Annotated in this window: 21 protein-coding genes and 1 tRNA gene; 15 read left to right on the forward strand and 7 right to left on the reverse strand. The window is 72.1% G+C overall.

Features of this window, described 5'->3' with window-relative positions:
- Positions 1-3: 3 nt before the first annotated feature.
- A complete protein-coding gene (locus ACZ4WQ_RS06190) occupies positions 4-663 on the reverse strand; it encodes a response regulator transcription factor (RefSeq protein WP_311729704.1) in 660 nt (219 codons plus the stop codon).
- Positions 664-902: 239 nt separating this feature from the next.
- Between ACZ4WQ_RS06190 and ACZ4WQ_RS06195 the strand changes: the two genes are divergently transcribed.
- On the forward strand, positions 903-1,178 hold the full coding sequence (locus ACZ4WQ_RS06195; RefSeq protein WP_311729705.1) for a hypothetical protein: 276 nt from the start codon (positions 903-905) through the stop codon (positions 1,176-1,178).
- Between the two features lie 57 nt (positions 1,179-1,235).
- Positions 1,236-3,077 (forward strand): glutamine--fructose-6-phosphate transaminase (isomerizing), encoded by a 1,842-nt coding sequence (glmS, locus tag ACZ4WQ_RS06200; RefSeq protein WP_311729706.1) that lies wholly within the window; start codon positions 1,236-1,238, stop codon positions 3,075-3,077.
- A 305-nt stretch (positions 3,078-3,382) separates the two neighbouring features.
- On the opposite strand, the gene ACZ4WQ_RS06205 is transcribed toward glmS, so the two are convergent.
- Positions 3,383-3,904 (reverse strand): universal stress protein, encoded by a 522-nt coding sequence (locus ACZ4WQ_RS06205; RefSeq protein WP_311729707.1) that lies wholly within the window; start codon positions 3,902-3,904, stop codon positions 3,383-3,385.
- A 452-nt stretch (positions 3,905-4,356) separates the two neighbouring features.
- Between ACZ4WQ_RS06205 and ACZ4WQ_RS06210 the strand changes: the two genes are divergently transcribed.
- The 4 genes from ACZ4WQ_RS06210 (at position 4,357) to ACZ4WQ_RS06225 (ending at position 7,211) form a co-directional block, all read left to right on the forward strand.
- Complete coding sequence (locus ACZ4WQ_RS06210) at positions 4,357-4,683, forward strand: hypothetical protein (protein ID WP_311729708.1); 327 nt, start codon at positions 4,357-4,359, stop codon at positions 4,681-4,683.
- Between the two features lie 438 nt (positions 4,684-5,121).
- Entirely contained in the window at positions 5,122-6,429 is a 1,308-nt protein-coding gene (locus ACZ4WQ_RS06215; protein ID WP_311729709.1) for a helix-turn-helix domain-containing protein, read from the forward strand.
- Positions 6,430-6,434: 5 nt separating this feature from the next.
- Positions 6,435-7,043, forward strand: a complete 609-nt coding sequence (orn, locus tag ACZ4WQ_RS06220; protein WP_311729710.1) for an oligoribonuclease — start codon at positions 6,435-6,437, stop codon at positions 7,041-7,043.
- Between the two features lie 95 nt (positions 7,044-7,138).
- Positions 7,139-7,211 (forward strand) — tRNA-His (locus ACZ4WQ_RS06225).
- A 45-nt stretch (positions 7,212-7,256) separates the two neighbouring features.
- Here the strand turns inward: ACZ4WQ_RS06225 and ACZ4WQ_RS06230 are convergent.
- Both ACZ4WQ_RS06230 and ACZ4WQ_RS06235 read right to left on the reverse strand, forming a co-directional pair.
- Positions 7,257-8,369 (reverse strand): sensor histidine kinase, encoded by a 1,113-nt coding sequence (locus tag ACZ4WQ_RS06230; protein WP_398369181.1) that lies wholly within the window; start codon positions 8,367-8,369, stop codon positions 7,257-7,259.
- Positions 8,366-9,028, reverse strand: a complete 663-nt coding sequence (locus ACZ4WQ_RS06235; RefSeq protein WP_311729712.1) for a response regulator transcription factor — start codon at positions 9,026-9,028, stop codon at positions 8,366-8,368. Before ACZ4WQ_RS06235 ends, ACZ4WQ_RS06230 begins: the two co-directional genes overlap by 4 nt.
- 201 nt (positions 9,029-9,229) lie before the next feature.
- Between ACZ4WQ_RS06235 and ACZ4WQ_RS06240 the strand changes: the two genes are divergently transcribed.
- Genes ACZ4WQ_RS06240 through ACZ4WQ_RS06250 form a run of 3 tightly spaced genes read left to right on the forward strand, consistent with a single transcriptional unit; the run spans position 9,230 to position 12,434 of the window.
- Entirely contained in the window at positions 9,230-10,165 is a 936-nt protein-coding gene (locus ACZ4WQ_RS06240; RefSeq protein WP_385340675.1) for an ATP-binding cassette domain-containing protein, read from the forward strand.
- Positions 10,162-11,661, forward strand: a complete 1,500-nt coding sequence (locus ACZ4WQ_RS06245; RefSeq protein ID WP_398369178.1) for a DUF1349 domain-containing protein — start codon at positions 10,162-10,164, stop codon at positions 11,659-11,661. The genes ACZ4WQ_RS06240 and ACZ4WQ_RS06245 overlap by 4 nt, the downstream gene beginning before the upstream one ends.
- Entirely contained in the window at positions 11,658-12,434 is a 777-nt protein-coding gene (locus ACZ4WQ_RS06250) for an ABC-2 transporter permease (protein ID WP_398369176.1), read from the forward strand. The genes ACZ4WQ_RS06245 and ACZ4WQ_RS06250 overlap by 4 nt, the downstream gene beginning before the upstream one ends.
- Before the next feature lie 86 nt (positions 12,435-12,520).
- Here ACZ4WQ_RS06250 and ACZ4WQ_RS06255 read toward each other — a convergent pair whose 3' ends face one another.
- Positions 12,521-12,751: a hypothetical protein gene (locus ACZ4WQ_RS06255; protein ID WP_311729715.1), complete on the reverse strand. Its 231-nt coding sequence runs from the start codon at positions 12,749-12,751 to the stop codon at positions 12,521-12,523.
- A gap of 122 nt (positions 12,752-12,873) precedes the next feature.
- On the opposite strand from ACZ4WQ_RS06255, the gene ACZ4WQ_RS06260 reads away from it, so the two are divergent.
- Complete coding sequence (locus ACZ4WQ_RS06260; protein ID WP_398369174.1) at positions 12,874-13,854, forward strand: NADPH:quinone reductase; 981 nt, start codon at positions 12,874-12,876, stop codon at positions 13,852-13,854.
- 46 nt (positions 13,855-13,900) lie between these two features.
- On the opposite strand, the gene ACZ4WQ_RS06265 is transcribed toward ACZ4WQ_RS06260, so the two are convergent.
- Positions 13,901-14,236 (reverse strand): YnfA family protein, encoded by a 336-nt coding sequence (locus ACZ4WQ_RS06265; RefSeq protein WP_311729717.1) that lies wholly within the window; start codon positions 14,234-14,236, stop codon positions 13,901-13,903.
- 141 nt (positions 14,237-14,377) lie between these two features.
- Complete coding sequence (locus tag ACZ4WQ_RS06270) at positions 14,378-14,728, reverse strand: hypothetical protein (protein WP_385350600.1); 351 nt, start codon at positions 14,726-14,728, stop codon at positions 14,378-14,380.
- A gap of 142 nt (positions 14,729-14,870) precedes the next feature.
- On the opposite strand from ACZ4WQ_RS06270, the gene ACZ4WQ_RS06275 reads away from it, so the two are divergent.
- From ACZ4WQ_RS06275 to ACZ4WQ_RS06295, 5 genes are all read left to right on the forward strand, one after another.
- Positions 14,871-16,487, forward strand: coding sequence for a N,N-dimethylformamidase beta subunit family domain-containing protein (locus ACZ4WQ_RS06275; RefSeq protein ID WP_398369171.1), 1,617 nt, complete (start codon positions 14,871-14,873; stop codon positions 16,485-16,487).
- Between the two features lie 112 nt (positions 16,488-16,599).
- The gene (locus tag ACZ4WQ_RS06280; protein ID WP_398369169.1) at positions 16,600-18,036 is read left to right on the forward strand and encodes a hypothetical protein; all 1,437 of its coding nucleotides are present in this window, start codon (positions 16,600-16,602) and stop codon (positions 18,034-18,036) included.
- Positions 18,037-18,159: 123 nt separating this feature from the next.
- A complete protein-coding gene (locus tag ACZ4WQ_RS06285) occupies positions 18,160-20,655 on the forward strand; it encodes a glycosyltransferase (RefSeq protein WP_398369167.1) in 2,496 nt (831 codons plus the stop codon).
- A 46-nt stretch (positions 20,656-20,701) separates the two neighbouring features.
- On the forward strand, positions 20,702-21,079 hold the full coding sequence (locus ACZ4WQ_RS06290; protein ID WP_398369165.1) for a hypothetical protein: 378 nt from the start codon (positions 20,702-20,704) through the stop codon (positions 21,077-21,079).
- Positions 21,076-22,122, forward strand: a complete 1,047-nt coding sequence (locus ACZ4WQ_RS06295) for a glycosyltransferase family 2 protein (protein ID WP_398369163.1) — start codon at positions 21,076-21,078, stop codon at positions 22,120-22,122. Before ACZ4WQ_RS06290 ends, ACZ4WQ_RS06295 begins: the two co-directional genes overlap by 4 nt.
- Positions 22,123-22,164: the final 42 nt, after the last annotated feature.

Below are 22,164 nucleotides of genomic sequence, written 5' to 3' on the forward strand. Positions count from 1 at the left end.
CCCTCAGATCCGGTAACCGCTCCTGGCCACCGTCTCGATGACCGGCGGCGCCCCGAGTTTGGCCCGCAACCGGCTGATCGTGATCTTCACGGCGCTGGTGAAGGGGTCGGCGGCCTCGTCCCAGACCCGTTCGAGCAACTCCTCGGCGGAGACGGCACGGCCCCCGGCGGCGAGGAGCAGTTCGAGGACGCCGAACTCCTTGGGCGTGAGGGCCAGCGCCCGGCCTGCCCGTACGGCGGTGCGCCGGGCGCTGTCGACCAGGAGGTCGCCGTGGCGCACCACGGGCGGTACGGCCGGATGCGCGCGGCGCGCCAGGGCAGCGATCCGGGCGACGAGTACGGGGAAATCGAAGGGCTTGGGGAGATAGTCGTCGGCGCCCAGGCCCAGCCCGTCCACGATGTCCTCCGCCGTTCCCGCGGCGGTGAGCATCAGGATGCGGCTGCGGCACCCGGCGGCGATCAGCGCCGCGCAGACCTCGTCACCATGCGTCCCGGGCAGGTCCCGGTCCAGGACGACCACGTCGTACGCGTCGCCGTCGGCGCCCAGCCGTTCCAGCGCCTCCGTACCGTCGAACGCCACGTCGACGGCCATCTGCGCACGGCGCAGGCCCACCGCGACGACCTGTGCCATCTCCTCGTCGTCATCGACGATGAGCACTCGCATCCCCCCGGCACCCCCTCTCGTGTCGTCGTCCCGGTGCCCCGCAGCCCCACCGGGCCGGCTCCAGCGCCAGCCGGGCGAACGTACCAGTGACACATCGGGCACGCACTGAGCTGGTCCCCTGCCCTGCTGAACAGGCCCCGTGCGGACAACGTGCGTCTTGTTAGTCACCCACCCTTCCCCTCTGCCCGATATCGGGCAGGATTCTTGCGAAACGGGGCGGCTCACCGCAGTATCAACGGGTGCTCGATCGCCGTATGTCCCACGATGACCTCATCGACCACCTGGTACGCAGCACGCCGCTCAGCCGCGGCGAGGCCGCCCGGGTGGTGCTGGACGTGCTCGCGTACTTCGACGAGACGACCGAGGAATACGTCCGCCGCCGCCATCGGGAGCTCCAGTCCGGCGGGCTGACCAACCCGGACATCTTCGAGCGGATCACGGCCGAGCTGCCGCACCGCGCGGTGGCGCCGCCGGACCTCTCGCTGCGCCAGCTGCGCCGCATCGTCTACGGCTGAGCCGCCGGCCGAGCCGAGCACTCATGAGCGACCCACCAGGGAGGGACTGACACCACCATGTGCGGAATCGTTGGATATATCGGAAAACGCGATGTGGCGCCGCTGCTGCTGGAGGGCCTCCAGCGCCTGGAGTACCGCGGCTATGACTCGGCCGGGATCGCGATCCACGCCAAGCCCGCCAAGTCCGGTCAGGCGGCACAGTCCCCCGGCCTGAAGACCGCCAAGGCCAAGGGCCGGGTCCGCGAGCTGGAGGCCAGGCTCCCCAAGCGCTTCGCGGGCACCGTCGGCATCGCGCACACCCGCTGGGCCACCCACGGCGCGCCCAACGACGTCAACGCGCATCCGCACCTGGACGCGGACGGCAAGGTCGCGATCGTCCACAACGGCATCATCGACAACGCCTCCGAGCTGCGCGCCAAGCTCACCGCCGACGGCGTCGAGCTGGCCTCCGACACCGACTCCGAGACCCTGGCCCATCTGATCGGCCGCTCGCAGGCCGCCACGCTGGAGGAGAAGGTCCGCCAGGCCCTCGCCCTGGTCGAGGGGACGTACGGCATCGCGGTGCTGCACGCGGACTTCCCCGACCGGATCGTCGTCGCCCGCAACGGCTCCCCCGTGGTGCTGGGCATCGGCGAGAAGGAGATGTTCGTCGCCTCGGACGTCGCCGCCCTGGTCAGCCACACCCGCCAGGTGGTCACCCTCGACGACGGCGAGATGGCAACCCTCAAGGCCGACGACTTCCGCACGTACACCACCGAAGGCTCCCGCACCTCCGCGACGCCGACCACCGTGGAGTGGGAGGCCGAGTCGTACGACATGGGCGGCCACGACACCTATATGCACAAGGAGATCCACGAGCAGGTCGACGCCGTGGACCGGGTGCTGCGCGGGCGGATCGACGACCGCTTCGCCACCGTCCGCCTGGGCGGGCTCAACCTGGACGCCCGCGAGGCGCGCGGGGTGCGCCGGGTGAAGATCCTCGGCTGTGGCTCGGCGTACCACACGGGCCTGATCGGCGCCCAGCTGATCGAGGAGCTGGCCCGTATCCCCGCGGATGCCGAGCCCGCGAGCGAGTTCCGCTACCGCAACGCCGTCGTCGACCCGGACACCCTCTACATCGCGGTCAGCCAGTCCGGCGAGACCTACGACACCCTGGCCGCCGTCCAGGAGCTCAAGCGCAAGGGCGCGCGCGTGCTGGGCGTCGTCAACGTCGTCGGCAGCGCGATCGCCCGCGAGACGGACGGCGGGGTGTACGTCCACGCGGGCCCCGAGGTCTGTGTGGTGTCCACCAAGTGCTTCACCAACACGGCCGTCGCCTTCGCCCTGCTCGCCCTCCACCTCGGCCGGATCCGCGATCTGTCGGTCGCCGACGGCAAGCGGATCATCGCCGGACTGCGGCGGCTGCCGGAGCAGATCGCGGAGGTGCTGCGCGGCGAGGAGAAGATCAAGGAACTCGCCGCGGAATACGCGAATGCGAAGAGCATGATGTTCATCGGCCGGGTGCGCGGCTACCCGGTCGCCCGCGAGGCCTCCCTGAAGCTCAAGGAGGTCTCCTACGTCCACGCCGAGGCGTACCCGGCCTCCGAGCTCAAGCACGGCCCGCTGGCGCTCATCGAGCCCGAGGTGCCGACCGTCGCGGTGCTCCCGGACGACGACCTGCTGGAGAAGAACCGCGCGACGCTGGAGGAGATCAAGGCCCGCAGCGGCCGGATCCTGGCCGTGGCGCACCAGGAGCAGGAGAAGGCGGACCACACGATCGTGGTCCCGCGCAACGAGGTGGAGCTGGACCCGATTCTGATGGGTATTCCGCTGCAACTCCTCGCGTATCACACGGCGCTGGCGCTCGGCCGCGACATCGACAAGCCGCGGAACCTGGCGAAGTCCGTGACGGTGGAGTGACCGCTCGGCGGTCCCCCGCGTGAGCCACCACGCACGCGGGGGCCGCCTCCCCTGTGCCGGCGTCGCCCTAACGCCGGCAGGTGGGCCGCCGACAGGAACCGTCACTTCCCGGCCGACGGCACGTGAACACTCGCCCGTTCGCTCGGTTTGTACCCGTCACAAACGCACAATCCACCTCTACGCACGGGTAGATTTATCGACTGTCAAGCGGGACTTGCCGCCATCTCACCAGCTGTCAAGTGGAGTTGGCCGTGTCCGATTCCGGGCGCCCGCCGCCGGCCCACCGGAACCCGGTGAGCGCCGGGTCAGGGAATGACCACCACGGGGCGCTGCGCCCGCCGGGCCAGCCGCCCCGCGACCGAGCCGAAGATCCGCCCCACCAGCCCGTGCGTGGAGCCGACCACGATCGCGTCGGCCGCGTACTCCCGGCCGACCTCCTCCAGCTCATGACAGATGTCCCCGCCCCGCTCCACCAGGATCCAGGGCACTTCGGCGAGATGGTCCGCGCAGGCCAGTTCCAGGCCCAGCACTTCGGTGCGATGGTCGGGCACATCCACGAAGACCGGGGGCTCGCACCCGGCCCACACCGTCGTCGGCAGCCGGTTGGCCACATGGACGATGATCAGCCCGGAGCCGGAGCGCCGGGCCATGCCGATCGAGTACGCGAGGGCGCGCTCGCTCGATGTCGAACCGTCGAATCCCACCACGACGCCGTGCTGGAACGCCGGATCGCAGGAATGACGTGATTCTTCCGCCGCTTCGGGGTGCGCCATGTGATCGGCGACCCGCTTGCGGTCCGCGGGTTCGGGGAATTCGTGACCGGCCATCGGTGTCTCGGCGAAGGAAGTCCTCGTGAGGAGGGATCGGCGGGGGCTTGAGGGGTTGCGGTTGTCGGGGGCGGCGGCTCGCCGGCGCTCGGGGGAGCGTATCGAACGAACCGAATCCGTCCGGGATTCATCTTTCCAAGCCCTTACCCCTAAGGGTACGGCGCCACTCCCCTCCTGCCCAGAGAGCTCTTGGACGGCGAACCGCCCGAGGCGTTCCACGGAGCATGCCGGAGGGCGGCCGGTAACGCAATGCCCCAAGTGGTCCCGACCGTGCCGATGTGCGGCTGTGCGGCGTGGCCTGAGTGAGCCTTGAGCAAACCCCTAGTCGTCGCCCCGCGTACACCGTGCGGATGGTCGGCAGTGACCCGGGAGCCCGCCCGGCGTTGTAGTAGCCGCGCGGTGATCGCGACCGCCCCGGCCCCCCGTCCGCCCGCTCTCCGAGGAGCAGATACGTGCCCGCCACCCCCGAGTACGACGCGCCCCGCGACGACCGGGGCCACCCCTCCCCGACCCCGGCCGGCGAGGCGGCGGACGAGGTGATCCGCTGGGGCGCCTTCAGCTGCGCCCTGGTGCCGGTCGTCCTGCTGGCGTGCGGCTCGCCGTTCGGCGCGGCGGCGGGCGCCGCCCTCGGGCTGGCCGCGGTCACCGCCGTCTGCCGGACGCTGCTGCGCCGCTACGAGCGCACCGCCGCCCGGCTCGCCGGCACGGTGGTGAGTCCACATCGTGGACGACATGGGCGCACCGGAATCGGGGCGCACAGGGGCGGCCGGCGCGGCTGAAGGCGCGCTCCGTAGCGCTCCGGGTACACAGTGGTGAGAGTCACCGTGCGGGTCGTACGCCCGGCGGAGGACCCTTCCGTACGTCTGCGCCCACTCCTTTTCAGCCAACTTCCCGTGAAAGTTCTTTCCTTGGCAAACGCCGGGCCCAACCCCCTCCGACCAGCGCGGAAAGGGGTATGAGCGGGCCGTACCCCCTACGCGAAGTGGGGACGAAGGCTAGGCGTACTTCACAGGGAGGCCCACGAGTGCAACGCTTCGTGATCGAATGCTTCCCGCCAAGTTGTCATGTCGACATAGTGGCGGGTGGTGAACTGGTCACGGCGACCACACGCGACACAGTAGATTCGATCTTGGCCATGACCGGCGGGGGAACCGTTCAGGACCGAGGGGAAACGTGCAGGACCGAGAGGACGCGACCACCGAGGGGGGCTTAGTTCGATGAGCCAGGACTCCACGACCGTACCGGAGACCTCGCGCAAGCTCTCCGGACGCCGGCGACGAGAAATAGTCGCGGTGCTGCTCTTCAGCGGCGGCCCTATCTTCGAAAGCTCCATCCCGCTCTCCGTCTTCGGCATCGACCGCCAGGACGCCGGAGTCCCGCGGTATCGATTGCTGGTGTGCGCGGGCGAAGATGTGCCACTGCGAACGACCGGCGGACTGGAACTGACCGCACCATACGGCCTGGAGGCGCTGTCCCGGGCCGGCACCGTCGTCGTACCGGCCTGGCGGTCGATCACGCAGCCGCCACCGACCGCCGCGCTCGACGCGCTGCGCCGCGCGCACGAGGAGGGCGCGCGCATCGTGGGCCTCTGCACCGGGGCCTTCGTACTCGCCGCCGCGGGGCTGCTGGACGGCCGCCCGGCGACCACCCACTGGATGTACGCGCCGACGCTCGCCAAGCGCTATCCGTCCGTCCACGTCGACCCGCGCGAGCTGTTCGTGGACGACGGCGACATCCTGACCTCGGCGGGCACGGCCGCGGGCATAGACCTGTGCCTGCACATCGTGCGCACCGACCACGGAGCGGACGCCGCGGGCGCGCTGGCCCGCCGCCTGGTCGTGCCGCCGCGCCGCAGCGGGGGGCAGGAGCGATATCTGGACAGGTCTTTACCAGAGGAGATCGGCGCGGATCCGCTCGCCGAGGTCGTGGCGTGGGCGCTCGAGCATCTGCACGAGCAGTTCGACGTCGAGGCCCTGGCCGCCCGCGCCTATATGAGCCGGCGCACCTTCGACCGCCGGTTCCGCTCCCTCACTGGGAGCGCTCCACTCCAGTGGCTGATCACCCAGCGGGTGCTCCAGGCCCAGCGTCTCCTGGAGACCTCCGACTACTCCGTCGACGAGGTCGCCGGGCGCTGCGGCTTCCGCTCCCCGGTCGCGCTGCGCGGACACTTCCGGCGGCAGCTGGGGTCCTCCCCGGCCGCCTACCGGGCCGCGTACCGCGCCCGCAGGCCCCAGGGCGGCGGCCCCGACCGTGCGGACCGCCCGGAGCGCCTGGAGCGGGCCGACCGGCTGGAGAGGGCCGAGCTTGGCGAGCAGCGGCCCGGAGAGCACTCCATGCCGCTACGGCGCCCCGGCGCGCCCCTCGGGCACCCGGCCCACCCCCATCACGCCCCGCACCCGCACGGCGGCGGGGACCCCGGCAAGCCGGAATCCGATGCCTACGTCCCGCGCCTGCCCGAGCAGGCCACCGGGCGTGTGCCGGGCCGCCCGACCCTGCCCGGCCAGCGGGAGCGCCCCGTAGGGTGAGACGTATGAACGATCGCATGGTGTGGATCGACTGCGAGATGACGGGGCTCTCGCTGTCGGACGACGCGCTTATCGAGGTGGCCGCGCTGGTCACCGACTCCGAGCTGAACATCCTGGGCGAAGGAGTGGACATCGTTGTCCGGCCGCCGGCCGAAGCGCTGACCACCATGCCCGAGGTGGTGCGCGACATGCACACGGCCTCCGGACTGCTCGCGGAGCTGGACGGCGGGACCACGCTGGAGGACGCCCAGCGGCAGGTCCTGGCGTACATCCGCGAGCACGTCCCGGAGCCCGGCAAGGCGCCCCTGTGCGGGAACTCGGTCGGCACCGACCGCGGCTTCCTGCTCCGGGACATGCCCGAGCTCGAGAGCTACCTCCACTACCGGATCGTCGACGTCTCGTCGATCAAGGAGCTGGCCCGCCGCTGGTACCCGCGGGCCTACTTCAACAGCCCGAAGAAGAACGGCAACCACCGCGCCCTCGCGGACATCCACGAGAGCATCGCGGAGCTGCGCTACTACCGGGAGGCGGTCTTCGTCCCGCAGCCCGGCCCGGACTCCGACACGGCCAAGTCGATCGCGGCGAAGCACGTCCTTCCCGCCCGCCGGCCGTGACGCCTCGCTCCCGGCCCGAAAAGCCGGGAGCGAGCACCCCCGCGGACCCTGTACACTTTTTCTCGGCCGGTGCGGAACGGAAAGCGCCGGTCATGGTGGGTATAGCTCAGCTGGTAGAGCACCTGGTTGTGGTCCAGGATGTCGCGGGTTCGAGTCCCGTTACTCACCCTGAATAATCAAGGGGCTGACCTGGGAAAACAGGTCAGCCCCTTGTCATGTCCAAAGAGCGGTGCGCTCGAACCGTACAGCGATGGACAGGCCTCCTTCCGGGCGTGCGCTGGTGGTGAGGGTGGCGTGGTGAGCCTGGGTGACGGCGTTGACGATGGCGAGGCCGAGACCGTAGCCGTCGCCGCGGCCGTGACGATCGGGCGCCAGCTTCTGGAAGGGTTGGAAGAGGCGCTGGACCTGGCTGTCGGGGATGGCCGGCCCGCTGTTGGTGATCGTCAGGGTCGCCCGCGTGCCGGAGGTCTCGGTGGTGATCTCTACGTACCCGTCCGGGTGGTTGTGGCGGATGGCGTTGTCGACGAGGTTGGCGACGAGGCTTTCGATCAGTCTCGGGTCCCCGGCCGTCACCGCGGGCGTCAGGTGTTCGGCGACGTCGATGCCTCTCTCGGTGGCCTGGTCGCGGCGGGAGGCGAGCACTCCTTCGACGATGTGGGCGAGGTCGAGGGTGTCCCGGCGGGAGATTCCGCGCTCGCTGGTGGCGAGGGCGAGCAGTGCCTTGACGAGCCGTTCCTGGTGTCCGCCGAGGGCGAGGGCTTCCTGGCAGGCCGAGCGCAGCGTGTCGGCGTCGGCGTGGGGGTCTGCGAGGGCGACTTCGAGGAGGGTGCGCAGGCCGGCGAGGGGGGTTCGCAGCTCATGGGAGGCGTTGGCGACGAAGTGGCGTTGGGCGTCGAAGGAGGCTTGCAGGCGGGCGAACAGGTCGTCGAGGGTGTGGCCGAGCTCGGTCAGCTCGTCCGTGGGCTCGCCGAGGTCGAGGCGCCGGTGGAGGTCGCCGGCGGAGATGATTTTGGCGGTCGCGGTGATGGACCGCAGCGGGTGCAGGAACCGGCCGGCGACGAACCAGCCGAGAGCCAGGGCGACGGGTATCAGAACGACCAGCGCGACGGCGGATCCCGTGAGGAGTTGGGGCAGGCTGATCCCGTTGCCGGTTCCGGTGATCGCGCCCGATGACGGCCGGCCTTTGGGCTTGGTCGACTGGGCGCCGGCGAGCGGGACGGCGACGCATACGAGCACGAAGACCCCGGCGGCGTAGATGCCTGCCGCGTAGGCGAGCGCGAGCCGCGTCTGCAAGGACCTTCTGGCGGGCTGCTGGGGGGAGGTCATGACGATCCGATCCGGTAGCCGCCTTCGCGGATGGTCTCGATCACGGGCGGGCCGCCGAGCTTGGCCCGCAGCCGGTGCATGGTGTGCTTGACGGCGCTGCTGAAGGGGTCGGCGGCCTCGTCCCAGACGCGTTCGAGCAACTCCTCGGCGGAGATGACCAGGCCGGGTGCGGCGAGCAGGCATTCGAGGAGGGCGAACTCCTTGGGGCTCAGCTCAAGGCGCCGGCCGGCCCGGAACGCGGTGCGGCGGGCCGGGTCGAGGGTGATGTCCCCGCAGGCCAGGGTGGGCGGTAGCGGCGGGGTGGCGCGGCGGGCCAGCGCGCGGACGCGGGCGACCAGTTCGGCGAACGCGAACGGCTTGGGCAGGTAGTCGTCGGCGCCGAGGCTGAGCCCGTCGACACGGTCCTCGATCGTGTCGGAGGCGGTGAGCATCAGTACGCGGGTCTCGCAGCGGCCGTGGGCGAGTTGTCGGCAGATCTCGTCCCCGTGGACGCCGGGCAGGTCGCGGTCGAGGATCACCACCTCGTAGCGGGTGGCGGCCAGGCGGTCGAGGGCGGCGGTTCCGTCCAGGACGACGTCGACGGCCATGCCCTCGCGGCGCAGTCCGGTTCCGAGGGAGCGGGCGAGGACCTCGAAGTCCTCGACGACGAGGACCCTCACCCCCGCTCACCGCAGGTCGCTGCGCGGGCGGGGCGGACAGGGCGGACAGGGCGGCCGGACCGGCCGCCGGGTCGAGGTGCCATGCCCCGACGATGCCAGATCCCAGGTCGCAGCCGGGTCGCAGCCGCTGCGACCGGGCCGGAACCGGGTGCCGCGTACAACCGTCGGCATGAGTCCATTTCGAACCGTGAGCTCGCCGCGGTGAGCGCCCCAGGGATCGTCGTCGCCGGACTGCGCAAGCGGTATGGGGCGACCCTGGCCCTCGACGGCATGTCCTTCACCGTCCGCCCGGGGCTGGTGACCGGCTTCGTGGGGCCGAACGGGGCCGGGAAGTCCACCACCATGCGGGTGATCCTCGGCCTGGACGCGGTCGACGAGGGCACCGCGCTCATCGAGGGGAAGCCGTACCGCGGTCTTCGGCACCCGCTGAACCATGTCGGCTCGCTGCTGGACGCGGCGGCACCGCACCCCGGCCGCAGCGGGCGCAACCACCTGTTGTGGCTGGCGCATTCGCAGGGCCTGGCCGCGCGGCGGGTGGACCAGGTGATCGAGCAGGTCGGCCTCGCCCCGGCGGCCCGGCGCAAGGCCGGCGGCTACTCGCTCGGCATGCGGCAGCGGCTCGGGATCGCCGCGGCCCTGCTGGGCGACCCGCCGATCATCATGCTCGACGAGCCGTTCAACGGCATGGACCCGGACGGCATCATCTGGATGCGCGGCTTCCTGCGGTCGCTGGCCGCTCAGGGCCGCGCCGTGCTGGTCTCCAGCCACCTGATGAGCGAGATGCAGGACACGGCCGACCGTCTCGTCGTGGTCGGGCGCGGCAAGGCCATCGCCGACGCCGGCGTGGCCGAGCTGATCGCCGCCGCCTCCGGAAACCGGGTGGCCCTGCGGACCACGGCCAGGACACACGCGATGAGGGTGCTCGAGCGTGCCGGCGCGACCGTGGCGGCCACCGGCCGCGACACCATCGCCGTCTCCGGCCTGCCCGCGGACCGGATCGTGACGCTGCTCAACGACAGCGCGGTGCCGTTCTCCGAGGTGTCGGCACACCGCGCCACCCTTGAGGACGTCTACCTGGAACTCACCCACGAGGCGGTCGAGTTCCACGCCGCGACACCCACGGAGGTCTCGCGGTGACCGCCACCCTCGCTCACGTGGTGCACGCGGAGTGGACCAAGTTCCGGACTGTCCGCGGCTGGGTGATCGGCGTGGTGGTGGCGGCGCTGATGCCGGTGCTGTTCGCCCTGCTCGTCGGGGTCAGCAGCGATCAGAAGGGCTCACCGCCCGTGCCGGTCGGACCTGGCGGTGAGCCGGTGACCGACAGCTTCTACTTCGTGCACCAGCCACTGACGGGAAACGGCAGCATCACCGTCTCCGTTTCCGCGCTCAGGAGCAGCATCCCCGAGCGCCCCGGTGACCTGCGGCCCGGCACCGTGCCGTGGGCGAAGGCCGGGATCATCATCAAGGAGAGCACCCGTCAGGGATCGCCCTACGCGGCGATCATGGTGACCGGCAGCCACGGCGTACGGATGCAGGACAACTACGTCAACGACACGGCCGGCCTCCCCGGCCCGGTCTCCGCCGCGTCCGTCCGCCGGCTGCGGCTGGACCGCTCGGGCGAGGTGATCACCGGCTATGCCTCCGCCGACGGCACACGCTGGACCAAGGTGGGCACCGTGCGTGTGCGCGGGCTCGGACCGACCGCGCAGGGCGGGCTGTTCGTCGCGTCCCCGCCTTCCGTGGACGGCATGGGCACCCGCGGCAGTGTGTCCACGGCCGTCTTCGGGGATCTCCGTATCCGGGGGCGCTGGGCCGGGGCCGGTGGCAACTGGACAGGCGGCCAGGTGGGAGCCGAATCCCCCAGCTTCTCCGGCTACCCGCGCAACACGTCGGGTTCGTTCACGGGAGCGGGATCCGACGGCAGCTTCACCGTGACCGGCGCCGGCGACATAGCGCCCGCCGTTCGCGACACTCTGCCGACCGGCGGCACCCTCGGAGAAATCCTCACCGGCACGTTCGCCGCGCTGATCGTGGTGATCGTCGTGGGGGCGCTGTTCATCACCACGGAATACCGGAAGAACCTGATCCACGTCACCCTGGCCGCCGGCCCGGGACGGAGCCGGGTGCTGGTGGCCAAGGCACTGGTGCTGGGGGGCGTCACCTTCGCCGCCGGGTTCGCGGGGGCGGCCGTCGCGGTTCCGCTCGGCGAGCGGCTCGCCCGGGCCAACGGCGTGTACATCTTCCCGGTGGCGTCTTCGACCGAACTGCGGGTGGAGCTCGGGATCGCGGCGCTGCTCGCGACCGCCTCGATCCTGGCCCTCTGCATCGGCACCGTTTCCCGGCACAGTGCCGGCGCGGTCACCACCGTCGTCGTGGCCATCGTGCTGCCCCACACCCTGATCGCCATCCCGTTCATGCCCGCGAGCGTGTCGAACGTGCTGGCCCAGGTGACCCCGGGCGCGGCCTTCGCCGTCCAGCAGACTCTTGTGCCGTATCACCAGGTCACCAGCAACTACACGCCGTACTACGGCTATTACCCGCTGGCACCGTGGGCCGGGTTCGCCGTCCTGGCCGGCTACGCGGTGGCAAGCCTGGCCGCGGCCGCCCTCCTTCTCCGCAGGAGGGACGCATGAGACCGGCCCTGCACGCGGAATGGACGAAGATACGGACCGTCGCCAGCCCCCTCTGGCTGCTGCTCGGTACCGTCGTGGCGACCGTGGCCCTGAGCGCTGGGGCGACCTCGATGGTGAGATGCACGTCAACCGGCTGCGGCGGCGACATGACCAAGCTCAGCCTCATCGGCGTTCAGCTGGGCCAGGCGCTGGTCGTCATCCTGGGCGTCCTGGTCATCGCGGGCGAGTACAGCACGGGCATGATCCGCACCACCCTGGCGGTGATGCCGCGCCGGGCCACCGTCCTCGCGGCCAAAGCCGTCACCCTCGCCGGGGTCGTGGCCGCGGCCGGGACCATCGCGGTGCTCGGGTCGCTGGTGGCCGGGCGGCTCCTCCTGCCCGGCCATGCCTTCACGACTGCCCGCGGCCACCCGGCCCTGTCCCTGGCCGACGGGCCCACGCTCCGCGCGGCCCTCGGGTCGGTCCTCTACCTGGCCCTGATCGCCCTGCTCAGCCTCGGCGTCGCCACCGCGGTGCGGGACTCCGCGACCAGTATCGGGATCGTCCTCGGCCTGCTTTACCTGGTCCCCGTCCTCTCCCAGATGATCGGCGATCCGCGCTGGCAGCGCCTGCTCCAGCAGATCGGGCCGATGAGCGCCGGGCTCGCCATCCAGGCCACCACCGACCTCCATAGCCTGCCCATCGGCCCCTGGGCCGGTCTCGGCGTGACCGCCGGGTGGGCCGCCGCGGCGCTCCTGGCCGGCGGCCTGCTGCTGCGCGGGCGCGACGCCTAGCGCCTTTGCTGCCATGGGAAGGGGCAACGGTGGGGGGCCTGACCTGCGCGCGCAGGTCAGGCCCTTCGCCATGCGGGTGCGGATGGTCAGTCACCCGGGTCCGGATGTCGTACGGCCTTCTTCACCGCGGCCTCGAGCTTCCCGCGCGGCGTGTCCGTCTCCTGGGCATGCGCGGTGAGCGCCGCCTGGCTCTCGACGGCGGCCTCGTACCAGTGCTTCCACTGCGCCTCCCACTCGTCGCCGATGAGCCCGGAGAGCTTGGCCCGCTCGGCGTCCGCGTTCTGCTGGAGGGAGATGAGTCTGTCGGGGATGTCCACGCGTTGGATCATAAGTCCGACGCTTCGGGCACCTGTGCGCACCGCGCGACCCGACACGCGCGGCGGGCGCGCCCCCTCGTAGGCTCGAAGCATCCGCGAGCCGACACGCGACGGAGATCCCCATGCTTGCGTCCTGGTACGACGAACAAGGTCCGGCCGCCGAGGTGCTGCGCGTCGGCGAGGCGCCCGACCCGGTCCCCGGCCCCGGCGAGGTCCGGGTCCGGGTCACCGTCTCGGGGGTCAACCCCGGCGACACCAAGAAGCGGCGCGGCTGGACCGGCTCGGCGATGCCCTTTCCGCGGGTGATCCCGCACAGCGACGCCGCCGGGGTCGTCGACGCGGTCGGCGAGGGTGTCGACGTCCGCCGTGCCGGGCAGCGCGTGTGGGTGTACGGCGCCCAGTCCTACCGGCCCTTCGGCACCGCCGCCCAGTACACCGTCGTGCCCGCCGATCACGCCGTCCCGCTCCCCGGCCACCTGGGCGACGACCTCGGGGCGAGCCTCGGCATCCCCGGCATCACCGCGCACCGCACCGTGTTCGCGGACGGCCCGGTCGACGGCAAGGTCGTGCTGGTCAACGGCGTCCTCGGCGGGGTCGGCTCGCCGGCCGCGCAGCTCGCCCGCTGGGCGGGGGCCACCGTCATCGGCACCGTCCGCCGCGGCGCCGATCTGAACCGCGTCGATCCGGCCGTCGTCTCCCACGCCGTCGCCCTGGACGGCGCCGACCCCGCCGCCGAGATCCGCTCGTACGTCCCCGGCGGCGTGGACCGGATCGTCGAGGTCTCCCTGTCCGACAACGCCGACCTGGACAACGCCGTCGCCGCGGGCGGCGCGGTCATCGCCGCGTACGCCACGGGCGCCGACCGCACCGAGATCCCCTTCTGGACGCTGCTGTTCAACAACGTCACCCTGCGGCTGATGGGCAGCGACGACTTCCCCGCCGAGGCCAAGCGGCACGCCGCCCGCGATCTGACGGCCGCGGCCGCCGTCGGCGCGCTCACCGTCGATGTCGGCGACCGCTACCCGCTCGCCGACATCGCCGAGGCCCACGAGCGCGTCGACGCGGGCGGGCGCGGGCGGGTCCTGGTCGACATCCCCCGGTGACCGCCACCGCCCTCGTACGACGGGCCGGACCGACCGGTGAGGCGGGTCAGTGGCCGCGCGGGGCGTACATGATGACCGCCATCCCGGCGAGGCAGACCAGCGCGCCGATGATGTCGAAGCGGTCGGGCCGGTAGCCGTCGGCGACCATGCCCCAGGCGATCGACCCGGCGACGAAGATTCCTCCGTAGGCGGCCAGGATGCGCCCGAAGTCGGCGTCGGGCTGGAAGGTCGCGGCGAAGCCGTAGGCGCCCAGGGCCAGGACGCCCGCCCCGATCCAGAGCCATCCGCGGTGCTCTCGTACGCCCTGCCAGATCAGCCAGGCGCCTCCGATCTCGAACAGGGCGGCGACGACGAACAGGGCGATGGAGCGGGCGACGAGCACGGCGAGGGGGCTTTCCGGTGAAGAGGGACGACGGACGGCACCGGGCCCCCGCGCTCGTGGAAGCGCGGCTGGGAGATCCGTACGGTGCGCATACCCGCGACGGTAGACCTTCGACCCGGCTCGAAGGTCAAGCGGTCGCCGTCAGGAGGCGGGCGGGCCGGTGTCGTGGTCGGGGTCGGTGTGCCCTCCGGCCCTCCCCCAGTGGTGTCCCCTGTGGTGCTCCCTGTGGTGTCCGCGCCCCGCCCGCCGGGGCGGCCACCACGGCGTCCAGGTGAACTTGTCGCCGCCCACCCAGCGGACGACGTCCGGGTCGTCGAGGTCGGCGTCCTCCATGCCGATCGTGCGAGCGATCTCGATCACGTCCAGGACCGAGTGCGCCTTGCCGATCACCTCCCCGGCGACCTCGACCAGGCGGAACGGAGGGTTGTTCGGCTGCACCCCGAGCACCACGATCGGCGGCAGGTGGACGCGCGGGCTCTCGCTCTCGGTCATATGTCCACGCTGCGACCGCCGCCGCCCCTTCGCACCCCGGCCGTCTCAGACGGGCGATCGCCGGTTCGGGCGCCCTCCGGTCGCCCGGCCCCCGGGCCCGGCCCAGGATGGCCGCAGGAGCACAGCGGCCGGGACGGGTGCGATGGACGACCAGGCGGAACACGGCGACGTCTCGACCCATGGGGACGTGCGGCCGCAGGACAGCGACCAGCCCGCCCTCGGGCGCCGGCGCTTCCTCGGGGCGGTCGGGGCCGCCGCCGGAGTGGCGGTGGCCGGGTGCGACTCGGCGAGCCATGGGGAGCCCGACCGCGCCGCCCGCCCCTCCGAGGCCATGCGGGCCGTGGACGCCGAGCGGTCCAAGCGGGGCAACGCCGACTGGCGGATCCGCTCGGTCGGCCCTCAGGAGGCCGTGGAGGGCTATGCCGACAAGGTGAGCGTGGTACCCGGGGAGGAGTTCGGGCTGTATGTGTCGACCACCTCGCCCGGCTTCCGCGTCTCGGCGTACCGGGTGGGCTGGTACGGCGGGGCACAGGCGCGGCTGATCTGGCGCTCGGGCCGGGTGCCCGGCCACCGGCAGAAGCCCCCCGTGCTGATCGACAAGACCCGTACGGTCCAGGCGGACTGGCAGCGCACGGTCCGGGTCGGCACCGAGAACTGGCCGGAGGGCGCGTATCTGCTGCGGCTGGACGCGGAAGGCGGCCACCAGCGCTACGTCCCGCTGATCGTCCGCTCCGAAGCGGCCGCGGGCCGGACGCTGTTGATGCACGCGGTGGCCACCTGGCAGGCGTACAACACCTGGGGCGGCTTCAGCCTCTACCAGGGCCAGGACGGGGCGTACGGGACGCGCTCGCTGGCCGTCGGCTTCGACCGGCCGTACGACGGCAACGGCGCGGTGAAGTTCCTGGTCTACGAGCGGGCGCTGGTGGTGCTCGCGGAGCGGCTCGGCATACCGCTGGCCTACACCACGGGGGTGGACGTACACCGCGATCCGAAGGTGCTGCACGGCGCCGCGGCGGTGCTCTCGCTCGGCCACGACGAGTACTGGACGCCGCAGCAGCGCCGCTATGTCACCCGCGCCCGCGACGCCGGGACCAATGTGGCCTTTCTCGGCGCCAACACCTGCTACCGCCGGATCAGGCTGGAGCGCGGCCCGGGCGGCGCGGACCGCACGGTGGTCTGCTACAAGAGCGCCTACCACGACGACCCGTATCTCGCGAACCGCCGCGACCTGGTCACCACCGACTTCCGGCAGCAGCCCGCCCCCGACCCCGAGTCGTCCCTGACCGGCGTCTTCTACGAGGGCTACCCGACCGACGCCCCGTATGTCGTGCACAACCCCGGCCACTGGGTGTACGCCGGCACGGGGGTGCGGCGCGGCGACTCCTTCGCGCATCTGGTCGGGGTGGAGTACGACCGGGTGACCCCCGGCGAGCCCACCCCGGAGCCGCTGGAGATCGTGGCCCACTCCCCCCTGGTGTGCAACGGCCGGCACAGCCACGCGGACTCCGCCTACTACACCGTCCCGAGCAAGGCGGGTGTGTTCGCCACCGGGACGATGCGGTGGGTCGAGGGCCTGATGGCGGGGACCCGCGAGGCCGGGCGCAACCACGGCATGGACGCGCGGACCGGCGCGTTCGTCCGGCGCACCACCGAGAACCTGCTGCGCGCCTTCGCGGCGGGCCCCTGTGCGAAGCACCGGCCGAAGCCCGAGGACAACGTGGCCGAGGTGTATCCGGGCGCGTCGCGCGTGCGCGCGTGAGGCGCCGCCGCTCTCCCCCGGTCTCCCTCGTCGTCCCTCGTTGTCCCCGAAAGCCCTCGGCCCGCTCCCCAACCCCCGTATGGTGCCCGGGACATGACAACGGGAGGCTCCCATGCGGAGAACGGACAAGGCCCGGCACGGCGCGCTGCGCCGCCGGGCGCCATGGATCAGCACGGCGGTGGCCGCGGTGCTCGGGGCCGGCGCGCTGCTGTTCACCAACGCCACATCCCAGGCCGCCGTGGCCGACAACCCCGGCGCGCTCACACCATTAACCACCTCGGCGGAGTTATCGAAGCTCGCGCTCACCCAGCGCACGGTGGCCGACACCACGATCGCCGAACTCGACCGGCTGCTGCCCAACGTGGGCGTGGACACCGTGCTGGGGAGCGCCAACCACACCATGCCCACCCCCACCTCCAGCCCGGCCTGCCGCGCCTCGGAGCAGGCCGCGCTGCCGGTGAAGCCGAAGGCCACCGCGGCGTACTGCTTCACCACCGGTGACGCGCTGACGCAGAGCTGGCTGCCGCAGTCGGTCACCTCCTCCGGGGACGCGGACGACGACGGCGCCTGGGGGGAGAACAAGGTCATCCTCTCCGGCTGGACGCACAACGACCACCTCTACGACGAGTACCCGGGCGCGGAACCGGCGGCCGACCGGGGCCTGGCCCGGGTCGCCTTCATCGACGCGAACACGCCCGGCGCCTTCAAGTACCGCTGGGTCCTGCTGACCGTGCCCACCGAGGGCGGCACCAACTTCGCCAAGCTGGGCTCGCACCTGGGCGGCATGGTCTGGTACGGCGACAAGCTCATCGTCACCGCGTCCAACGGCGACGCCAGCCAGAACGCCCTGTACGTGTTCTCGATGAAACACATCCTCCAGGCGACGGTGAACTCCACCGCCATCGGCAAGGTGAGCGGCGGCTACTCGGCCCACGGCTACCAGTACCTGATGCCCGCCATCGGCTCGTACGGCCTGAGCGGGAAGTGCTCCTCGGCCAACGACGACGGCATCCCCTGCTTCGCGTCCATCTCGCTGGACCGCTCCGCCACCCCCGACCGCCTGGTGGCGAACGAGTGGTTCTCCTCGGGCGGCACCCAGCCCGCGCGGCTGTTCCGGTACGACCTCGCCGCGCCGGGCGGCGCCATGCCGCTGGCCGTGGACGGCTCCGGGAAGGCCAAGGCCGCCGACGCGTACGAGACCAAGGCCGTGGGTGTGCAGGGTGTGCTGTCCTACCAGGACGACGCGGGCGGCAAGCGCTGGTACGTGCCCAGCGCCCGGGGCGGCCCCGGCCAGCACGGCATCCTGTGGCGCCAGGACACCGCCGAGGCGTCCGCGACGAGCTGTTCGGGCACCGACCTGGCCAGCGCCTGCTGGGCCAAGCACTCCGAGTCCATGTCGCTGTGGTGGAGCACCAAGACCGTGTGGTCGGTCACCGAGTGGGCCGCCGACTCCAAGGGAAACTGGCAGGATCCGACGTCCAGCGGGTGGCAGGACCGGGTGGTCCCCGAACGGGTGCTGTTCTCGGTGCCGTTGTCCTCGCTCGGCTGACCGCGGCCGACGGCCGCCAGCAGGGGCTTTGCCGCCCGGTCCGGCGCGCGCGCCGGACCGGGCGGGTGAATTTCCGCCGCCGCCCTCCGCCTGGCCGGCACACCGTCGGGACATACTGCGCGAATGTCCGAGAAGCCAGGAATTCCACATCTTATCCACCAGACCTGGAAGAACACCGACGTACCGCCCGAGTGGCGGGAGTGGTCCGAGACCTGGCGGCGGCACCACCCCGACTGGGAGTACCGGCTGTGGACGGACACGGACAACCGCGCGTTCCTCGAAGAGCACTACGCGTGGTTTCTCCCCGTCTACGACGGCTATCGCGAACCGATCAAACGGGCCGACGCCATCCGCTACTTCCTCCTCGACCACTTCGGCGGGCTGTACGTCGACATGGACTTCGAGTGCCTGCGCCCGATGACCGAGCTCTTCGCCGGGCAGGAGCTGGTGCTCGGCCTGGAGCCGGAGGCCCATGTCCACCTGCCGTTGAGCCGCCGCGGCGGAATGCGGCGCATCGTCTGCAACGCGTTCATGGCCTCCCGGCCCGGCCATCCGTTCTGGCCGCATGTGCACCGGCGGCTGGTGGGCGCCCACACCAGGCCCGGCACGCTGGACGCGACAGGCCCGTTCTTCCTCACGCGCGCCGTCGACAGCGCGCCCGAGGGCTGCTCCCCCGCCATCCTGGGGGCCGACACCCTGTATCCCAAGCTGAGCCCGGCCGCCGCGGAGCTGTTCGGGCAGCGCGAGACCGACCGGGACCTGGCGCATGCGGTGCACCACTGGGCGGGCAGCTGGATCCGGGAGACCCCCGGCGCTCCGGGGGCCTCGACGGGGCGTCAGGTCAGGTTCTGGACGAGCCAGGATCTACAGCCCTGCGCCCAGGGCGTGGTCGACCTCGACGCACAGCGCAGGCGGTGGGCCTCGGGGTCGCCCGCGCCGACGGTGTCCTGTCTGATGGTGACCAAGGGCCGGCTGCCGCTGGCCGAGCGGGCGATCCGGTGCTTCCTCGCCCAGACCTACACCCGCGCGGAGCTGGTCGTGGTGGACGACGGCGCGGACGGCGCCCTCGAGGACCACGTACGCGAACTCGCCGACCCGAGGATCCGTCTGCACCGGCTGCCGCCCGAGGGGCGGACGCTGGGCGAGCTGCGCAACATCGCGGTGGACCTGGCCGCCGGGCCGTATGTGTGCCAGTGGGACGACGACGACCTGTACGACCCGGAGCGGCTCGAGGTGCAGCTCGCGGCGGTCCTCGCGCTGGACGCCACGGCGTGCTTCCTGGCCCGGGAGCGGCTGTGGTGGCCAGCGCGCCGCAAGCTGGCCATCTCCGGGGTGCGGGTGTGGGAGGGCTCCATGCTCTGCGCGAAGGACGCGCTCCCCCGCTATCCGGAACAGCGGCGCGGCGAGGACTCACCGGTCGCGGAGGCCGTGGTGCGCGGCGGGCGGACGGTGTCCCTGGACGCGCCCGAGCTCTACACCTATGTGTTCCACGGGGCCAACACCTTCGACGAGCCGCACTTCACGAGCCTCTTCGACGCCGCGACCCAGGTGTGGCCGTCCGGCGACGCCTACGCGGACCAGGTCCACGCGATGGCGGCCCGGCTGCCCGTCGCCCCGGCGGACGTCCTGGAAGCGGAAGCCCCCGCGGAAGCCCCCGCGGAGGCCCCCGCGCACAACGCCGCGGACACCGCCGCCGACAACACCGCCGGCCCGTCGGCCCGGGTCCCGCACACCCGGCGGCCCGCCCCCGTGGGCGTACGCCCGGACGCGGACGGGCATCCCCCGCTCCTCGTCCTCACCCCCGTCAAGGACGCCATCGCCTTCCTGCCCCGCTACCTCGACCGGCTGCGCGCCCTCGCCTACCCCCGTGACGCGCTCTCCCTCGGCCTGCTGGAGGGCGACAGCCGCGACGGGACCTGGCAGGCCCTCCAGGGCGTCCTGCCCGCGCTGGAGGCGGAGTTCCGGCGGGTCACCCTCGTACGGCGCCACTTCGGCCTCCGGACGGCCGGGCCGCGCTGGGCGCGGACCGTCCAGCGGCGGCGGCGGTCGGTGCTGGCCATGGCCCGTAACCACCTCCTGTCGCGCGCGCTGGGCGACGAGGAGTGGGTGCTGTGGCTCGACGTGGATGTGGCCGACTACCCGCCCGACCTCGTCCAGCGGCTGCTCGCCGTGCGCGGGGAGATCGTCGTCCCGCACTGCGTCACCGAGCCCGCCGGCCCCAGCTTCGACCTCAACACCTTCGTACTGCACCCGAACGCGGCGGACCTGGACTGGGACCGATGGGTCCGGGACGGGGTCCTTCAGCCGCCCAAGGGGTTCGGCCGGAGCTATCTCGACGAGCTGCGCGCGCAGGAGAGGGTCCGAGTCGACGCGGTCGGCGGTACGGCCCTGCTGGTCCACGCGGATCTGCACCGCGACGGCCTGGTGTTCCCGGCCGTTCCCTATCGGCGGCTCATCGAGACCGAGGGGCTGGCCGCGCTGGCCCGGGACATGGGCATCGAGTGCTGGGCGCTGCCCGGGGTGGAGGTGGTGCACCCCCGCCACCTGGGCGATGGCGCGCTGGGCCGGACAGGTGAAGCCGCCGCCGGGCACGAAGCCCATGACGCCCGGCGTCGTTAGCGGGCTGTCCGCAGGCCTCTGCGGAGAAGGAGATCAGGAGAATCACATGAATATCGGCAAGACGGCAGCCCTGGTGACGGCGGCGGCCGGCGCGGTGGTCTTCGGCGGGTCCGCCGCCGGCGCACTCGCCTGGGACACCCCCACCCAACAGACCAACGACTGCGACTCCTCGAGCGGGGTGAGCATCTCGGGGCCGTCGGCCCAGTCCGACTGCCTCAACTTCGCGGAGATCTTCGGCGACCCGCACGGCGTGGTGCAGCAGAACGACTGCGACACCAGCGTCGGCGCCGCGGCCAACGTGACCATCCTCGCCCCTGTCGGCGGCGGCGAGATGGGCTCGGAGTGCGCCAACATCGCGGTCTCCGCCAAGCCGTCGAAGTCCAGGATGGACCACCGCGGCGCGTTCGGCGCCGGTCTCCGATGACCTCGGCACCGCCCGGCCCGGAACGCGGCCCCCGGGAGGCCGGCACCCTCCCGGGGGCCGCGGCCGCGCCGCCCGGAGAACGCGGCGGGCCTCCCGTGGTCTCGGTGGTCATCCCCTGCCACGACTACGCCCGCTATCTGCCGCAGGCCGTGGCGAGCGTGCTGGCGCAGACCTACGCGGACTGGGAGCTGGTCGTGGTCGACGACGGCAGCCGCGACGACACCGCGGCGGTGGCCCGGTCGCTGATCGCCGACCACCCCGAGCGGCGCATCCGGCTGCTGGAGCAGGCCAACGCCGGGGTCTCGGCCGCCCGCAACGCGGGCATCGCGGCCACCACCGGCCGCTATGTCCTGCCGCTGGACGCCGACGACGTGCTCGCCCCCACCATGCTGGAGCAGACGGTGGCGGTGCTGGAGCGGCGCCCGGACATCGCCATCGTCTCCACCGATGTGTCCGTCTTCACCGACGACGGCCTCCCCGCACAGGTGCTGGCGCTCCCGGCCTACGACCGGGACCTGCTGCTCCGGCGGCTGATCATGTTCTACTGCTCGCTCTACCGCCGCGAGGTGTGGCAGACCGTGGGCGGCTATGCCGAGGACATGCGCGCGGGCGAGGACTGGGACTTCTGGATCGCGTGCGCCGAACACGGCTTCACGGCCCACCACATCCACGAGGCGCTGTTCGGGGCGCGCAACAAGGACGACGGGCTGCATGTGGAGGCGGCCGAGAACGACCTGGCGGTCCGGGCCAGGATCGTGGCGGGCCACCCCGGGATGTTCAAGCCGGTCACCCGGGCCTGGGCGCAGGCCGTGCTCGCCGAGGACGAGCGGGATTGCCCGACGGACGAGCGGGATTGCCCGACGGACGAGCGGGAGTGCCCGGCCGACGAGCGGGTGCCCGACGACATCCTCACCCGGGCCGCCGACATGGACCAGTTCCTGCGGGTCGTCCTGCGGCTTCAGCGCACCGCGCGGCTCCAGCACCGCCACATCCGGCGGCTGGAGGCGGCCCTGGCCGAGCGCGAGATCCCCGTACCGGTCTGAGAGCGGCGAGAGCGGGGCTCCCCGTGGAGCCCCGCTCGGCGT

The sequence above is a fragment of the Streptomyces sp. NPDC028305 genome (assembly GCF_055569495.1).

Bases quoted from the DNA above. Each gene is read 5' to 3' on its own strand.
- ACZ4WQ_RS06290 (WP_398369165.1), top strand. From the start codon at position 20,702: ATGAATATCGGCAAGACGGCAGCCCTGGTGACGGCGGCGGCCGGCGCG.
- ACZ4WQ_RS06250 (WP_398369176.1), top strand. From the start codon at position 11,658: ATGAGACCGGCCCTGCACGCGGAATGGACGAAGATACGGACCGTCGCC.
- ACZ4WQ_RS06295 (WP_398369163.1), top strand. From the start codon at position 21,076: ATGACCTCGGCACCGCCCGGCCCGGAACGCGGCCCCCGGGAGGCCGGC.
- ACZ4WQ_RS06275 (WP_398369171.1), top strand. From the start codon at position 14,871: ATGGACGACCAGGCGGAACACGGCGACGTCTCGACCCATGGGGACGTG.
- ACZ4WQ_RS06230 (WP_398369181.1), bottom strand. From the start codon at position 8,369: ATGACCTCCCCCCAGCAGCCCGCCAGAAGGTCCTTGCAGACGCGGCTC.
- glmS (WP_311729706.1), top strand. From the start codon at position 1,236: ATGTGCGGAATCGTTGGATATATCGGAAAACGCGATGTGGCGCCGCTG.
- orn (WP_311729710.1), top strand. From the start codon at position 6,435: ATGAACGATCGCATGGTGTGGATCGACTGCGAGATGACGGGGCTCTCG.
- ACZ4WQ_RS06285 (WP_398369167.1), top strand. From the start codon at position 18,160: ATGTCCGAGAAGCCAGGAATTCCACATCTTATCCACCAGACCTGGAAG.
- ACZ4WQ_RS06280 (WP_398369169.1), top strand. From the start codon at position 16,600: ATGCGGAGAACGGACAAGGCCCGGCACGGCGCGCTGCGCCGCCGGGCG.
- ACZ4WQ_RS06260 (WP_398369174.1), top strand. From the start codon at position 12,874: ATGCTTGCGTCCTGGTACGACGAACAAGGTCCGGCCGCCGAGGTGCTG.
- ACZ4WQ_RS06215 (WP_311729709.1), top strand. From the start codon at position 5,122: ATGAGCCAGGACTCCACGACCGTACCGGAGACCTCGCGCAAGCTCTCC.
- ACZ4WQ_RS06190 (WP_311729704.1), bottom strand. From the start codon at position 663: ATGCGAGTGCTCATCGTCGATGACGACGAGGAGATGGCACAGGTCGTC.
- ACZ4WQ_RS06270 (WP_385350600.1), bottom strand. From the start codon at position 14,728: ATGACCGAGAGCGAGAGCCCGCGCGTCCACCTGCCGCCGATCGTGGTG.
- ACZ4WQ_RS06205 (WP_311729707.1), bottom strand. From the start codon at position 3,904: ATGGCCGGTCACGAATTCCCCGAACCCGCGGACCGCAAGCGGGTCGCC.